The 15,217-nt window shown below is 54.9% G+C and carries 14 protein-coding genes; 13 read left to right on the top strand and 1 reads right to left on the bottom strand.

Features of this window, described 5'->3' with window-relative positions; translation table 11 throughout:
- Window positions 1-10 precede the first annotated feature (10 nt).
- The 9 genes from TU92_RS00250 (at window position 11) to TU92_RS00290 (ending at window position 10,078) form a co-directional block, all read left to right on the top strand.
- Entirely contained in the window at window positions 11-1,573 is a 1,563-nt protein-coding gene (locus tag TU92_RS00250; protein ID WP_112163973.1) for an ABC transporter substrate-binding protein, read from the top strand.
- 94 nt (window positions 1,574-1,667) lie between these two features.
- Window positions 1,668-2,552: a dihydrodipicolinate synthase family protein gene (locus TU92_RS00255; protein ID WP_112163974.1), complete on the top strand. Its 885-nt coding sequence runs from the start codon at window positions 1,668-1,670 to the stop codon at window positions 2,550-2,552.
- A complete protein-coding gene (locus TU92_RS00260) occupies window positions 2,549-3,499 on the top strand; it encodes a nucleoside hydrolase (RefSeq protein WP_112163975.1) in 951 nt (316 codons plus the stop codon). Before TU92_RS00255 ends, TU92_RS00260 begins: the two co-directional genes overlap by 4 nt.
- Before the next feature lie 4 nt (window positions 3,500-3,503).
- Window positions 3,504-4,466, top strand: a complete 963-nt coding sequence (locus TU92_RS00265) for a nucleoside hydrolase (RefSeq protein WP_112163976.1) — start codon at window positions 3,504-3,506, stop codon at window positions 4,464-4,466.
- Window positions 4,463-5,437: an ABC transporter permease gene (locus tag TU92_RS00270; protein ID WP_112163977.1), complete on the top strand. Its 975-nt coding sequence runs from the start codon at window positions 4,463-4,465 to the stop codon at window positions 5,435-5,437. Before TU92_RS00265 ends, TU92_RS00270 begins: the two co-directional genes overlap by 4 nt.
- Window positions 5,437-6,354 carry an ABC transporter permease gene (locus TU92_RS00275; RefSeq protein WP_112163978.1) on the top strand — a complete coding sequence of 306 codons (918 nt, stop codon included), beginning with the start codon at window positions 5,437-5,439 and terminating at the stop codon, window positions 6,352-6,354. Before TU92_RS00270 ends, TU92_RS00275 begins: the two co-directional genes overlap by 1 nt.
- Before the next feature lie 2 nt (window positions 6,355-6,356).
- Window positions 6,357-8,159 carry an ABC transporter ATP-binding protein gene (locus TU92_RS00280; protein WP_112164079.1) on the top strand — a complete coding sequence of 601 codons (1,803 nt, stop codon included), beginning with the start codon at window positions 6,357-6,359 and terminating at the stop codon, window positions 8,157-8,159.
- A gap of 276 nt (window positions 8,160-8,435) precedes the next feature.
- Window positions 8,436-9,647 carry an MFS transporter gene (locus tag TU92_RS00285; RefSeq protein WP_112163979.1) on the top strand — a complete coding sequence of 404 codons (1,212 nt, stop codon included), beginning with the start codon at window positions 8,436-8,438 and terminating at the stop codon, window positions 9,645-9,647.
- Between the two features lie 182 nt (window positions 9,648-9,829).
- Complete coding sequence (locus TU92_RS00290; RefSeq protein ID WP_112163980.1) at window positions 9,830-10,078, top strand: hypothetical protein; 249 nt, start codon at window positions 9,830-9,832, stop codon at window positions 10,076-10,078.
- Window positions 10,079-10,340: 262 nt separating this feature from the next.
- On the opposite strand, the gene TU92_RS00295 is transcribed toward TU92_RS00290, so the two are convergent.
- Entirely contained in the window at window positions 10,341-10,676 is a 336-nt protein-coding gene (locus TU92_RS00295; RefSeq protein WP_112163981.1) for a nuclear transport factor 2 family protein, read from the bottom strand.
- Window positions 10,677-10,842: 166 nt separating this feature from the next.
- Here TU92_RS00295 and TU92_RS00300 point away from each other — a divergent pair, with 166 nt between their 5' ends.
- The 4 genes from TU92_RS00300 to ydcS all read left to right on the top strand — a co-directional run bounded on the left by TU92_RS00300 (window position 10,843) and on the right by ydcS (window position 15,192).
- On the top strand, window positions 10,843-11,274 hold the full coding sequence (locus TU92_RS00300; protein ID WP_112163982.1) for an OsmC family protein: 432 nt from the start codon (window positions 10,843-10,845) through the stop codon (window positions 11,272-11,274).
- Between the two features lie 199 nt (window positions 11,275-11,473).
- Window positions 11,474-12,379, top strand: coding sequence for a LysR substrate-binding domain-containing protein (locus TU92_RS00305; protein WP_112163983.1), 906 nt, complete (start codon window positions 11,474-11,476; stop codon window positions 12,377-12,379).
- A 155-nt stretch (window positions 12,380-12,534) separates the two neighbouring features.
- Entirely contained in the window at window positions 12,535-13,998 is a 1,464-nt protein-coding gene (locus TU92_RS00310; RefSeq protein ID WP_112163984.1) for a gamma-aminobutyraldehyde dehydrogenase, read from the top strand.
- Between the two features lie 36 nt (window positions 13,999-14,034).
- The gene (gene ydcS / locus TU92_RS00315; protein ID WP_112163985.1) at window positions 14,035-15,192 is read left to right on the top strand and encodes a putative ABC transporter substrate-binding protein YdcS; all 1,158 of its coding nucleotides are present in this window, start codon (window positions 14,035-14,037) and stop codon (window positions 15,190-15,192) included.
- Window positions 15,193-15,217 lie beyond the last annotated feature (25 nt).

The raw sequence follows: 15,217 nt of genomic DNA on the forward strand, positions 1-15,217 counted from the left end.
GGTTAAATGCATGAGAAAGTCCGTTCCGGCAGTCGTGTTCTCCTCAGCACTGGCCACACTTTTTGTGTTACACACATCTTCTGTACAGGCTGCCGATCTTAAAATCGGTCTGGCCGCATCAACCACGTCAATGGATCCGCAGTTTTACGTGGGCGGTGCCAACAGCGCCATGGCGCGCAGCATTTTTGACGGACTGGTTAATCAGGACGAAAAACAACATATTACGCCTGCGCTGGCGGTATCGTGGAAAATCATCAACGATACCACCTGGGAATTCAGTCTGCGTCCGGGTGTAAAATTTCACGACGGCAGCGATTTCACGGCAAAAGACGTGATCGCCAGCATCAAACGCGTGCCACTGGCCTCGAAGAATAGCCCGAGCGCGTACACGCCGTACGTCAATGACATCGCGGATGTCACCGAAGTGAATCCTTTAACGGTGAGAATTGTCACCAAAACGCCAACACCACTCTTACTCAACAACCTGAGCCGCGTTGCCATTTTACCGGCACGGCTTGAGAACGTGCCGTCGCAAACCCTCAATGAAGGGAAAGACGTGATCGGCACCGGGCCATTCAAATTTGTCAGCTGGACACCGGATGACAATGTCGTACTGGCGCGCAACGACCAGTATTGGGGCGGCAAAGCGCAGTGGGACAACGTTACGCTGCGAGTTTTTAAAAACCCAAGTGCCCGCGTGGCCGCGATCCGTTCCGGCGACGTGGACGTGATAGAAAGCGTACCGACAGCCGATGGTCGCGACCTGGCAAAACAGGCCAGCCTGCATATGGAATCCGTTGCCGGTAACCGCATTCTCTATTTACACCCGGATCAGGATCGCGACGCCTCGCCGTTTGCCAAAGGGCCTGACGGCAGTAATCCGCTGAAAAAACGTGAAGTGCGTGAAGCCATGTCGCTGGCGATCAACCGTCAGGCGATTGTTGACCGGATCATGGACGGGCAGGGCGTTCCGGCCTCGCAGCTGGTACCAAAAGGGTACTTCGGCTATACGCCGTCGATCGCCACACCGGTTTATGATCCAGCCAAAGCGAAGCAGCTGCTGGCGCAGGCGGGTTATCCGGACGGATTTACCCTGACGTTCCACGCGTCAAATGACCGTTATCCGAATGATTCGAAAATCGCCCAGGCGCTGGGCCAGATGTTCAGCCGTGTGGGAATCAAAACCGACGTGGTGACCATGCCGGGCAGCGTCTATTTCTCACGGGCGTCAAAGCGTGATTTCAGCCTGATCATGGGCGGCGCGGCGATTGAAACCGGTGAGGCTTCCGGGGTGCTGGGGCCGTTGCTCGAAACCTTCGGGCCGAATGGCGGGCAGGGTAACCGCGGCCGCTATTCGAATCCGGAGTTTGATAAAACGCTGGCCGAAGCGCGTTCGACACTTGATGACGGCAAACGCGAGAAATTATTACAACAGGCTACAGAAATAGCGATGAAGGACGAAGGCACGATTCCGCTGCTGTTCCTCTCGTATACCTGGGCGATGAAAACACCTTATACCTACGTTGGCCGTTCCGACGGTTATACGTTGCCGTACTTTGTTCACGAAAAATAAGTCCTGCGGGACGTCATGAACAGAAGTGCATACCGAACCCACGCGGGAATAGAGCACCAACACCAGGGTTGTTCTAAGCAAAGAGAGAGAAGCTATGACTTCTTTTAGCGGTGTTTTTCCCTATCTGGTTTCCCCCGTCACCGACGGTGGTCAGATAGACAAACCGGTGTTAACTGCACTGGTCGAGCATCTCATCAACAGCGGTGTGCAGGGTCTGACGCCGCTGGGCAGTACAGGTGAGTTCGCTTACCTCAGTGCAGAACAGCGCACCGAGGTGGTCAAAACAGTAGTCGAAGCCGCCCGGGGACGGGTACCGGTGATTGCCGGGGTCGCAGCCACCACCATTCAGGACGCCGTAGCGCAAACCGCTCGTTATGTCGCTCTGGGTGTCGACGGTATTCTGGCTATTCTTGAAGCCTATTTCCCGGTGCCCGATCAGGGCGTCGAGGACTATTTTCGTGCCATCGCGACCGCAGCCGGTACGCTGCCGGTCGTGCTGTACACCAATCCGCAGTTTCAGCGTTCCGATCTCAGCCTGCCGGTCATTGAGCGGCTGAGCCACGTTGAAAACATCAACTATATTAAAGATGCCTCCACCAACACCGGCAGGCTGTTGTCGATCATCGAACGTACACAGGGGCGGATGCAGGTCTTTGCTGCATCGGCGCACATTCCGGTATGTGTGATGATGATTGGCGGCGTCGGCTGGATGGCGGGCCCGGCCTGTATCGTGCCAAAGCAAAGTCTGGCGCTGTACGAAGCGGCGAAGCAAGGCGACTGGACAAAGGCGATGGCGTTGCAGCGTCCCCTGTGGCGCATCAATGAAATCTTCGCTAAGTATTCGATTGCCGGATGCATCAAAGCGGCATTGCAGTTGCAGGGTTTTGCCGTGGGCGATCCGCTGCCGCCGCAGGTTCCGCTCGACGCCACCGCGCGTCTGGAAATCGCTGAAGTTTTACGTTCGGTAGGTGCCTTGTGAAAACGCTGCCCGTTATTATTGATTGCGATCCCGGTATTGATGACGCCATTGCGTTGCTCTGCGCGTTCGTTGCGCCGCAGCTCAATATCCTCGGTATCTGCACCGTGTGCGGTAATCAGCCGTTGCCCAATACCTTGCGTAACGCGCTGCAAATCACAGAACTCGGCCAAAGAACCGATATTCCGGTTTTTGCCGGATGCCATCAGCCGATGTTTCGCGAACCGATCCACGGCCAGTTTCATGGCGAAAACGGCCTCGGCAATACCGCCTTTCCCGCACCGCAAAAACAGCCCGAAACGCTCCACGCCGTCAATTTTCTGATTAACAGCTGCGAGCAGGCGATCCGCGATAATCAGCCGGTGACTCTTTGTGTGCTCGGGCCGCTGACCAATCTGGCGACAGCGCTGCGCATGAAACCGCAGATCGCCGCCGGGATTGCCCGCGTGGTACTGATGGGCGGCGCATACCATGAAGCCGGTAACCGCACCATGACCTCCGAATTCAACATGCTGGCCGATCCTCATGCCGCGCATGTGGTTTTTTCCAGTGAGCTGAATATCACGGTTCTGCCGCTGGACGCGACGCATCAGGTCATTCTCACGCCGGAACACGTGGGGAAATTCATCAATGTTTCCGGTCGGATTTCCCAACCATTGGGCGAACTGATGGCCTTCTGGGATCGCAATGATATTCGCCGTTACGGCTCACGAGGCGGACCCTTGCACGATCCGCTGGTGATTGCCTACGTCCTTGCGCCGGAACTGTTTGGTAGCGAGAAAGCGCGGGTGTTTGTCGAATACAACAGCGAGTTATGTATGGGACAAACCGTGGCGGACTGGTACGGCAAGTCCGGACAGACAGCGAATGTTGATATCGTCACGCGCGTGGACGCCCCAAAGGTGTTCATGCTGTTTTATGAGCTACTTTCACGTTATGCCGGGAACTGACCCTATGAGCCAGCGCATCATTATTGATACCGATCCCGGCGTGGATGACGCCATCGCTCTGTGGCTGGCGTTAGCCTCACCGGAACTTGAGGTGCTGGGCGTGACGGTGGTCGCCGGAAATGTGGCGCTGAAAGATACCGTGCGCAATGCCTGCAAAATCGTCGCGCTGTCGGGCAAAACTTCAACGCCAATTTATGCCGGTGCGCCTGGCCCGCTGGTGCGTGATCAGGTTTACGGCAAATATGCCCACATCGGTGCCTTCAGCAACGAACTGGTGCCGGACAGCGAACTGCAACCTCAGGCGGAACACGCCGTTGATTTTCTGGTGCGAACGCTGAGAAAAGCGGCGCAGGATAACGATCCGATCACGATTTGCGCTATCGGCCCGATGACCAATCTCGCACTGGCGCTGGGTATGCACCCGGACGTTGCCCGCGGCATCAGACAAATCGTCACCATGAGCTGCGCATTTACCGCGCTCGGACATCGCGTGCCGTGGGCAGAATTCAACGTGTATGCCGATCCGCACGCCGCCGAAAAAGTGTTCACTAGCGGCGTCCCGCTGGTGGTGATGCCGCTCGATATGACTTTTCAGGCGCTGATCGGTGCTGATGATATCGATGCGATAAGACAGGACGGCGGCAAGCCGGGTGAATCCATCGCCGCGCTGCTGAGTGCGTTTGATCGCAGCGATCTCACCCGCTTTGGCCGCGAGGGCGGGCCGGTTCACGATGCAACGACCATCGCGTATCTGCTGCAATCCGGCCTGTTCTCCGGCCAGAAAGCGCGCGTCGGCGTGGCGGTTTCCGGCAACACAGCCGGTTATACCTATGCTGATTTCTACAACAAATTACCGACGCCGCCGAACGCGCTGGTGATGCAAAAAGTGGATGAATACGGCTTCTTCAGTTTGCTGCGCCGTGTACTTTCCCGCTACGGCGCACATCATGGCGAACAGCAGGCATGAGCCGTTACCTGCTGGGGCGTTTCGGACAAACGTTACTGACGCTGTTCGTGATGTCGCTGCTGGTTTTTGGAGGCGTTTATCTGGTGGGAAATCCGGTCGATCTCCTGCTCAGCACCACGGCCACTCCCGCTGAACGCCTCGGCGTGATCCAGTCTTTCGGCCTTGATAAACCGGTGTGGGAGCAATACGGCCTGTTCGTGGTCAATGCCCTGCACGGCGATATGGGCAACTCTTTTATCTACAACCAGCCCGCGCTGCACCTGATTTTCCAGCGAATGCCCGCCACACTTGAACTGGCGCTGGTGGCGTTTGTTCTGGCACTGATGATTGGTATTCCGCTGGGCGTTTACGCCGGTTTGCGCCCGGACGGCTGGCTGTCGAAAACCATCATGACCCTCTCCATTTTCGGCTTCAGCCTGCCCACGTTCTGGATTGGGCTGATGATGATCATGCTGTTCAGCGTCAAGCTCGGTGTGCTTCCGGCGTCCGGGCGCGGCGAAACGATGGACGTTTTCGGCGTTCCCGTCAGTCTCTTTACCGCCGACGGACTCGCGCATTTGATCCTTCCCGCGTTCAATCTGGCGCTGTTCAAAATTTCACTGATTATCCGCCTGACACGTGCGGGCGTGCTTGAATGCCTGCAACAGGATTTCATCCGTTTTGCCCGCGCGAAAGGTTTGTCCGAAAGCCGCATCGTGCTGGTTCATGTTCTGAAAAACACGCTGATTCCGCTGATTACCGTCATAGGACTGGAGCTTGGCTCGCTGATTGCCTTTGCCGTCGTCACCGAAACCATTTATGCGTGGCCGGGCATGGGCAAGCTGATTATTGATTCCATCGCGGTGCTCGATCGCCCGGTAATTCTGGCGTACCTGATGATCACCGTGGTGATGTTCAGCCTGATCAACCTGCTGGTGGATGTCCTCTACGTGCTGGTCGATCCGCGCGTGCGGCTGGGGGGCGAAGACTGATGCCGTCGAATTCGGTTCATTCCCGCAATACCCTGCGGCAGACGGCGCACTCGGCCTTTTACAACACGCTGATGGCGCTTATGCGCAATAAATTTTCGCTGTGCGGCCTGATTATTTTGGGTATCGCCATTTTGCTTTCGGTACTTGCGCCGTGGATCTCCCCGCAAAATCCCTACGATTTATCGCAACTCGATATTATGGATGGCCGCCTGAAACCGGGCTCTGCCAGCATGAGCGGCATGATTTACTGGCTGGGGACCGACGATCAGGGGCGCGATTTACTGAGTGCCATGCTTTACGGCATGCGCACCAGCCTGCTGGTGGGTGTGTCCAGTGCGGTGATTGCGCTGACGATTGGCGCGGTGCTTGGGCTTATCAGCGCCTGGGCGGGCGGCAAAACCGACGCGCTGATTATGCGTATCGTCGATATTCAGCTGAGCTTTCCGCCGATCCTCATCGCGCTTATCCTGCTCGCCGTGCTTGGGCAGGGCGTCGATAAAATTATTCTGGCGTTGGTGGTCACGCAGTGGGCGTACTACGCACGCACCGTGCGCGGCTCGGCGCTGCTGGAACGTCGCCGCAGTTATGTGGATGCCGCGCGCAGCATGGCGCTGTCGAATCCGCGAATCCTCCTGCGCCATATTTTGCCTAACTGCCTGCCGCCGCTGATCGTCGTCGCCACCATGCGCATTGCCTACGCGATTATGCTCGAGGCCACGCTGTCATTTCTCGGCATTGGCTTGCCTGTCACCGAACCTTCGCTGGGATTACTTATCGCCAACGGGTTCGACTACCTGATGTCTGGCGATTACTGGATCAGCGTTTTCCCTGGCATCACGTTGCTGGTGCTGATCGTGGCAATCAACTTAGTCGGTGATGCCTTGCGCGACATTCTCAACCCGAGGAATAAGGAATGATGATGCGCGATCCGGTGTTACAGGTCGAAAAACTCAACACGGCGTTTTCGGTGGAAGGAGAATGGCTGAACGTGGTGCGCGATCTTTCCTTTTCGATTGGCCCGAAAGAAACGCTGGCGCTGGTGGGAGAATCCGGTTCTGGTAAAAGCGTGACTGCCATGTCAGTGATGCAGCTGCTGGACGCCAGGCAAACGCGTTACTCCGGCAGCGTGATGTTCGACGGTCAGAATTTACTGGCTCTCAACGGCAAACAAATGCAAAGCATTCGCGGCAACCGCATCGGTATGATCTTTCAGGAACCGATGACCAGCCTGAATCCGGTATTAAAAATTGGCGTGCAAATCACCGAAGTGCTCAAGCGGCATCGCGGCATGGACGACGCCACCGCGCGTACCGAAGCCGTCCGCCTGCTGGAAAAAGTACGGATCCCGGCTGCTGCATCACGGCTGAATGAATATCCGCTGAGCTTTTCCGGCGGCATGCGTCAGCGGGTGGTGATCGCCATCGCGCTGGCCTGTAATCCACGATTGCTGATTGCCGACGAACCGACCACTGCGCTGGATGTCACCATCCAGGCGCAGATTCTTGCGCTGATAAAATCTTTGCAGGAAGAAGAGGGGATGTCTGTGCTGTTCATCACCCATGATATGGGCGTGGTGGCCGAAGTGGCTGACCGCACGCTGGTGATGCACAGGGGCGAAGCGGTGGAACAGGCGACCACGCGGGAAATTTTCCAGCTTCCGCAGCACGCCTATACGCGTGCGCTGCTGGCGGCGGTACCGCGTCTCGGCGCGATGACCGGCATCGCCTTGCCCAAACGATTTCCACTGATGGATATCGAAACTGGCGTTCCGCAGCCGGTGGCAGAGTCTGTCGATACCCTGCGTCCGGGTCAGCCGGTGCTGGATGTCAAAAATCTCGTCACACGATTTGATGTGAAGTCCGGCCTGTTGCGCCGTGTGTCTGCGCGCGTCCATGCGGTGGAAGATCTCTCTTTCAGCCTGCAACCAGGCGAAACGCTCTCGCTGGTCGGGGAATCCGGCTGCGGAAAATCCACCACGGGCCGCACGATTTTACGGCTGACCGAAGCCACCTCCGGTGACGTGTTGATTACCGGGCAGGATATACGCCGCGCCGATCGGGCGCATCTTGCAGAGATCCGCTCGCAGGCACAGATGATTTTTCAGGATCCGTTTGAGAGCCTGAATCCGCGCATGCGCATCGGGCAGGCAATTGCTGAACCGATGATAAGCCTCGGGCTGCATGATGCCGCCAGCGCAAAAATTCGTGTGGCGCAGTTGCTCGAACAGGTCGGGCTGCAAAGCAATATGGCAACGCGTTTTCCGCATCAGTTTTCCGGCGGGCAACGTCAGCGGATCTGCATCGCTCGCGCGCTGGCGCTGGAACCCAAACTTATTATTGCCGACGAAGCGGTGTCGGCGCTGGATGTGTCGGTGAAAGCGCAGGTCATTAATCTGATGCTCGATCTCCAGCAACAGCTGGGTCTGGCGTACCTGTTTATCTCCCACGATATGGCCGTGGTCGAACGCATCAGCCATCGCGTTGCCGTGATGTATCTGGGGGAAATCGTCGAAATCGGCTCCCGCGCAGATATTTTTGAAAACCCGCAACATGTCTATACCCGCAAACTGCTGGCCGCCGTACCGGTGCCGGATCCTACTATTCGCCGCAAGCGCGCCGTCGTTCCGGAAGAACTCGCCAGCCCGCTGCGCCCGGCCACGTATCAGCCACCTGTCCGCCATTATCGCGAAGTCAGCGACGGGCACTTCGTACAAATCCCCTGATTCCCGCCCGTTTTCTCGCTAAATGGGTCATAGCATTCGCTTAGTTACAACATACTTTAAACGTGGAAAGATTTCCTGATCGAGTTATCAGGATGTGCCCTGCAAATTTGCGGCGCGGATCCCTCTGTAAGCCGCATCGCAGGCGGGAACTGGCTTAGTTCAATTCGCCATGAGTCATAACATAACGGTCATGAGTAAACATCTTGACCAGGTGACGGCGATCACGTTTTATGGCAACCGGACAATCCCCTAATTTACCTGCAAAGGATAATAATAATGACTGAGTGCGCATCGCTGGACACCCGGCCACATACTTCTGCTTTCCGCCGATGGCTGGCGGTCTTTTCACTCGCCTGCGGCACCTTCGTGCTGGTCAATACCGAATTTCTGCCGATTGGTTTGCTTTCACCCATCGCCCGTTCGCTGGGCGTTACCGAGGGGCACGCGGGTCTGGCGGTGATGCTGCCGGGACTGATTGCCGCAATTTCTGCACCACTGATCATGCTGTTCGCCAAACGTATGGATCGCCGTAAGCTGCTGTTATTGCTCTCCGCGACGGTGATTATTGCTAATGGTATTGCTGTGATGGCGGAATCCTTCAACGTTTTGCTGATCGGACGCATTATTCTTGGCGTGGGTGTCGGCGGATTCTGGTCATTCGCCATCCCTTCCGGGCGCAGGCTGGTGCCGGAAGAGCAGGGCGCGCGGGCGATTTCGTTGATCACCGCCGGTGTCGCCGTCGGCACGGTTGCTGGTGTGCCAGCGGGGGCATTTATCGGCGATCTGTACGGCTGGCGTATGGCGTTCACCCTGAATTCGGTGCTGGCGCTGGTATTCTTCGTATTGCAGTGGATTGCCTTACCGCCGCTTCCTGCTCAGCAATCAATCGGGCTGCGCGCCATGCTCGGCGTGATAAAAGTGCCCGGTATCCGCTATGCGTTAATCATCGGCGTGTTTATGGCCGGTGGCCATTTTGCGGCCTACACCTATCTGGAGCCGTGGCTGCGTTTCGACCTGGATCTGTCGGCCAGTGATATTTCGTTATTGCTGATGGGATACGGCATTGCCGGGTTATTCGGCACGTTAACTTCCGAATTCACCGTGCGTGAGTTTGGCGTAAAGCGGGCGTTTATGTTGAACATGTTATTGCTCAGCGTGTCGGTGCTGGTGTTATCACTGTTCCCTGTGCCGCTGGCGGTGGCCAGCGCGCTGGTGATCCTGTGGGGGCTGGCGTTTGGTGCATTGCCTGTGTGCCTGAACATCTGGACTTATCAGGCGTCGCCCGCCTTGTTCGAAACCGGTTCTGCGCTGCTGGTCTGCGTATTCCAGACGTCTCTGGCGTTGGGCGCCCTGTTCGGCGGCGTACTGGCAGATAACGCCGGAGTCAGCAGCGCTTTCCTGCTCGGCGGCGCGCTGACCCTACTGGCAACCATCACCATTTTTCTGTCGCGTCCGCAGCCTGCACAGTTGCGCGGATCCGACGCATAACGTGATTTGTGAACAGGAAATGTTTCCACGTATACATTGTGGTGTTATTTAACCGGTCAGAGCGCCGGTTAAATTTGATACAAAGCAAGGACGAAGTGCTTTTATTAATTTTATTATTCGCCTGAATTGAAGTCCGCTGCTACTTTCTAAGAACTAGCAAACAACCGACGGGAGGGCGTTAAATGAAAGTGCTGAAAAATGAAACAGACTATATTTCCTGGATGTTCGACAACTACTTTCAGCTGTCTAAGGCTACCGTGTCGCCTTTAATGAGTGATGCAGAGATCAGGGAGGTACTTAATGAATTGCATCCTGAGTCGTTCCCTTGTATAGGGTATTTAACTTTATCTTCAAGTGGTTGTATGCACGAAGTAAATTATATATCACGAGAGATGGTATCAGAGTGGGCGGTTGAACTGGATATAAACTAAACTCAAATTTCCTTCAAACCGTTATCACTGTTTTGGAAGGTCGGGGGTATCTCCCGGCCTTCTTTTCATTGTTGTTATCCATTCTCAAGATACGTTTATCACTCTTTTTGTGTCATACAGATGCCAGAATAAACATCAGGTTATGCCATCACCTGATGTTTTGAATAAGCGGAAATGAATACTGAAAAGACAAAAGATCATACAATCCTGAGATCATATGATCTCAGGATATATTTTGAGCGGGGGTTTTAAAACTATGGTCTCACTCGAAATAGAACCACGCGGTTTTAATCAGGCTATTTTCTACTTCGAACACCGCGATGCTGTTTACTGGCTGATCGTAGATGCCGTGAATCAGTTCGTGATCAAACACTTTGTTGCCCAGCACGGTTCTCGACAGCAGTTCGGCGCGCAGCGCTTTATTGTTGAAACGATGGTTCCTGTAAAACGTGACTAATGCGTCCTTACCCTGTAAAGACGGCGTCATCGTGGGCATACGATAGGCTGTGAAATCTTCGCTATAGCAGGCGGCGAAAGCCTCCAGATCGTGGGCGTTATAGGCGTCGAACTGCTTTTCAACGGGCGTGGCTGCATTCATGAGCTTACCTTCTTTGAATTTATATGTGAATTAAACGCATAATAATTCATGTGGTGCTGTCTGGTAAAGCCTCATTTAAGAAAGTTCCTGCTTTGCTGGCAGAACTCGCGTAACCCTCGTCAGCGTCTATACTTAACCCGAATGTAAAACAAATCGGAGGAAATACATGACCATTCATAAAAAAGGCCAGGCACATTGGGAAGGCGACATCAAACACGGAAAAGGTTACATCTCTTCTGAAAGTGGCGCACTCAAAGATCAGCCGTACGGTTTCAACACCCGCTTTGAAGGCAAACCCGGTACTAACCCGGAAGAGCTTCTCGGCGCAGCACATTCCGCCTGCTTCTCAATGGCACTGTCATTGATGCTCGGCGAAGCAGGGCACACCCCTGAAAGCATCGATACCGTCGCAGACGTTTCGCTCGATAAAGTGGATGGCGGCTTTGCTATCACTAAGATCGCGCTCGACAGCACCGTTAAACTGCCAGGGATCGATAAAGACAAGTTTGATGAAATCATCAAAGCGGCGAAAGCCGGATGTCCGGTTTCCAAAGTGCTTAACGCAGAAATCACTCTGACTTATAAGCTGGAAAACTGATCCGCTTTGTCTGAATGAGTTTGAGTGACTATAAAGCCATGCAAAGTTTGCATGGCTTTTGTGTTTCTGCTCCCAAATATTCAATCCTTTATTCCGCCGGTTTGACAAAAAATCCCCGTATGCCTTAACTCAATCATTCCCCTAAACCGAATGCTGCCCGCATGAGTTCGGTTTTTTGTTGAGATGATGAGATGATCTTATGCTGACGCTCCGCCAGATCCGCCATTTTATTGCCGTTGCTGAAACCGGTTCGATTTCCGCTGCGGCGCAAGCTTCGTTTGTCTCCCAGTCCTCGCTGACGCAGGCCATTCAGCAACTGGAGGTTGAAACCGAAGCGCGGCTGTTTGACCGCCACGCCAAAGGCATGACGTTGACCCATCAGGGACATCAGTTTTTACGCCAGTCATATTTGATCCTCGCCACGGTGGATAACGCCAAGCGCAGCCTGCAAATGGGCACCGAAAGCGTCACCGGGCAGATTACGCTTGGTGTAACCAGTCTGGTGGCCGGGTATTTTTTGGTGGATTTACTCAAACAATTCAACGCCTACTACCCGAATGTGGAAGTCAAAGTCGTCGAGGATGAGCGTCAGTACATCGAGCATTTGCTGGTCAGTGGCGAAATCGACATCGGTGTGTTGATCCTCTCCAATCTTGAAGACCGCGACGCGTTGCAGACAGAAGTCCTGACCCATTCGTCCTATCGCCTGTGGCTGCCGCCATTGCATCCGTTGCTCGAGCGCGAAAGCATTTCTCTGGCGGATATCGCTAATGAGCCGCTGATTCAGCTGAACGTTGATGAAATGGAGAAGCACGCCCAGCGGTTATGGGCACGGGCCGGACTGAAGCCGAATATCGCAATGAAAACCGCGTCGACCGAAGCGGTGCGAAGCCTGGTCGCCGCCGGTCTGGGTGTCTCGGTACAGCCGGACATGGCCTACCGCGCGTGGTCACTGGAAGGCAATATGATCGAAGCCAGCAAGCTGGAAGACTCCATCGAACCCCTGGATATCGGGCTGGCATGGCGTCGCGGCAGCGCGCGGCCTGAACTGGTGACTCCGTTTCTGACCATCGCGCGTGAAAACAGCGCCAAACGAAAACCCTGATAGCCGGGCATTCGGTTTATCCGAACGCTGCCTTCAGTAATTGCTATTTGTTGCCCTCAGTGAAATTACCTAATGTGAATGTAATGTACTTTCTTGTTACGTCCCGATAACAATTACATGAATTAAGGATGATTCTCAAAACTGAGGGTTGTGTGATGTCGGATGCTGAGTTCGTTGCCGGTTTCTCTGAAAAACACGTGATCAATGGCGACCTCTTGCACGGTGAGGGCGCAACGCAGAATATTTTCAATCCTGCGACCGGCGAAGTGATTGCCGAAGTCGCCGAAACCTCACTGGCTCAGGTCGCTCAGGCGGTTAACGCCGCCAATTCTGCTTTCTCCCGCTGGTCGCGCACGACGCCCGCTCAACGCGCCACCGTGCTTTTACGTATCGCTGACGCCATCGAAAAACAGGCGCAGTCGCTGGCGCAACTGGAGGCGATTAACTGCGGCAAACCGCTGCATCAGGCATTGAAAGATGATCTTCCGGCGGCGATTGATGTCTTTCGCTTTTTCGCCGGTGCGGTGCGCTGTCAGCAGGGGCAACTCTCCGGTGAATATCTGCCCGGTCACACCTCCATGGTGCGCCGCGATGCGCTGGGCGTGGTGGCGTCCATTGCGCCATGGAATTACCCGTTAATGATGTCAGCGTGGAAAATCGCGCCAGCACTGGCAGCGGGCAATACCGTGGTGTTCAAACCTTCCGAACATACCCCGCTGACCATTCTGGCGTTGCTGCCTGCCTTGCAGGATATCCTGCCGCCCGGCGTTTTGAACGTGATTACCGGCAGCGGCGAAGGTGTTGGCAACGCGCTGGTCAGTCATCCTCATGTGCGCCTGATTTCCCTGACCGGCGATATTGTCACCGGGCAGCGTATTTTGCAGGCCGCCGTCAAAACGGTGAAACGCACGCATCTGGAGCTCGGCGGCAAAGCGCCGGTTATCGTGTGCAATGACGCCGATATTGATGACGTGGTTCAGGCTGTCAGTACCTGGGGCTATTACAACGCCGGGCAGGATTGCACCTCTGCCTGCCGCGTTTATGCGCAGGCCGGGATCTACGAGCGGCTGGTGGAAAAACTGGGCGAGGCGGTTTCGCAGCTGTCCTTCGCCAGAAAGAATGACAGCGACAACTTTATGGGGCCGCTGATAAGCGCCCGGCAACGGGATCGCGTCTCCAGCTTTGTCGAACGCGCACTGAGCCAGCCACATATCGAACGCATCACCGGCGCGGCCTCGCACTCTGGCCCCGGATTCTTTTATCAGCCAACGCTGCTGGCGGGCTGTCTGCAAAGCGATGAAATCGTGCAGCGCGAAGTCTTCGGGCCTGTGGTCAGCGTGACCCGTTTTGACACCATTGAACAGGTGGTGAACTGGGCCAACGAATCCGAATACGGCCTGGCGTCATCGGTCTGGACGCAAAATATCGATTTAGCGATGCAAATTTCCACTCATCTGCAATACGGCACCACCTGGATTAATACGCATTTTTCTTTAGTCAGTGAAATGCCCCACGGCGGATTAAAACGCTCCGGGTACGGCAACGATCTTTCCAGTTATTCGTTACAGGATTACAGCGTAGTCAGACACATCATGGCGAAGTTCAAACCACAATTCTAATAACAGAAAAATACGACGACAGGACAGGGGTAACTCATGAAAATATTATCGCGTAACAGAAAGTTTTCTGCTGTTTGTTTGGGACTGCTCAGTTTTTTAAATACGGCCATCGCCGCAGAAACCCTCACAAGTATCGGTAAAGGCGAAGATCAGTTAAATATTGTCGCCTGGCCGGGATATATCGAGCGCGGCGAAAGTGACAAGAATTATGACTGGGTGACGCAGTTCGAAAAACAGACCAGTTGCAAAGTGAATGTCAAAACAGCGGCGACCTCTGATGAAATGGTCAGCCTGATGGCGAAGGGCGGTTACGACCTGGTGACGGCGTCGGGCGATGCCTCGCTGCGTCTGATTTACGGCAAGCGCGTACAGCCGATTAATCCGGCGCTGATCGCCAACTGGAAGAGTATCGACCCGCGTTTACTCAAGGGTGAATGGTTTAACGTCGCCGGAAAAGTGTACGGCACGCCGTATCAGTGGGGGCCTAATCTGCTGATGTACAACACCAAAACGTTCCCGACCGCACCTGACAGTTGGTCGGTAATTTTCGTTCCGCAAAATCTGCCTGACGGTAAACCTAATCAGGGTCGCGTGCAGGCGTACGACGGACCGATCGCCATCGCCGACGCTGCGCTGTATCTGAAAAGTACGCAGCCTGACCTCAAAATCGAAGACCCGTATCAGCTCAACGAAACGCAGTATCAGGCCGTGCTGAAACTGCTGCGCGGCCAGCATCCGCTGATCCACCGTTACTGGCACGACGCTTCGGTGCAGATGAGTGACTTCAAAAATGAAGGCGTGGTGGCCAGCAGCTCCTGGCCGTATCAGGCCAACGCGCTGAAAGGTGAGAAACAACCGATCGCTACCGTCTTCCCGAAAGAGGGTGTCACCGGCTGGGCGGATACCACTATGCTGGCTGCCGACGCTGAACATCCCAACTGCGCTTATCAGTGGATGAACTGGTCGCTTGAGCCGAAAGTGCAGGGTGACGTCGCCGCGTGGTTCGGTTCCGTGCCAAGCGTTCCGGCCGGTTGTAAAGCCAGCCCGTTATTAGGCGCGGAAGGTTGTGAAACCAACGGCTTTAATAAATTCGCGGCAATTTCATTCTGGAAAACACCGCAATCTGAAGGCGGGAAATATGTCCCATACAGTAAATGGACGCAAGACTACATAGCAATAATGGGCGGTCGCTAAATACGCATTATCCTTTTAGCCGTCT

This window comes from Rahnella inusitata (genome assembly GCF_003263515.1).
GTDB classification, from domain to species: domain Bacteria; phylum Pseudomonadota; class Gammaproteobacteria; order Enterobacterales; family Enterobacteriaceae; genus Rahnella; species Rahnella inusitata.

Coding starts and splice junctions, on each gene's coding strand:
- TU92_RS00250 (WP_112163973.1), top strand. CDS start 11: ATGAGAAAGTCCGTTCCGGCAGTCGTGTTCTCCTCAGCACTGGCCACA.
- TU92_RS00255 (WP_112163974.1), top strand. CDS start 1,668: ATGACTTCTTTTAGCGGTGTTTTTCCCTATCTGGTTTCCCCCGTCACC.
- TU92_RS00265 (WP_112163976.1), top strand. CDS start 3,504: ATGAGCCAGCGCATCATTATTGATACCGATCCCGGCGTGGATGACGCC.
- TU92_RS00270 (WP_112163977.1), top strand. CDS start 4,463: ATGAGCCGTTACCTGCTGGGGCGTTTCGGACAAACGTTACTGACGCTG.
- TU92_RS00275 (WP_112163978.1), top strand. CDS start 5,437: ATGCCGTCGAATTCGGTTCATTCCCGCAATACCCTGCGGCAGACGGCG.
- TU92_RS00280 (WP_112164079.1), top strand. CDS start 6,357: ATGCGCGATCCGGTGTTACAGGTCGAAAAACTCAACACGGCGTTTTCG.
- TU92_RS00285 (WP_112163979.1), top strand. CDS start 8,436: ATGACTGAGTGCGCATCGCTGGACACCCGGCCACATACTTCTGCTTTC.
- TU92_RS00290 (WP_112163980.1), top strand. CDS start 9,830: ATGAAAGTGCTGAAAAATGAAACAGACTATATTTCCTGGATGTTCGAC.
- TU92_RS00295 (WP_112163981.1), bottom strand. CDS start 10,676: ATGAATGCAGCCACGCCCGTTGAAAAGCAGTTCGACGCCTATAACGCC.
- TU92_RS00300 (WP_112163982.1), top strand. CDS start 10,843: ATGACCATTCATAAAAAAGGCCAGGCACATTGGGAAGGCGACATCAAA.
- TU92_RS00305 (WP_112163983.1), top strand. CDS start 11,474: ATGCTGACGCTCCGCCAGATCCGCCATTTTATTGCCGTTGCTGAAACC.
- TU92_RS00310 (WP_112163984.1), top strand. CDS start 12,535: ATGTCGGATGCTGAGTTCGTTGCCGGTTTCTCTGAAAAACACGTGATC.
- ydcS (WP_112163985.1), top strand. CDS start 14,035: ATGAAAATATTATCGCGTAACAGAAAGTTTTCTGCTGTTTGTTTGGGA.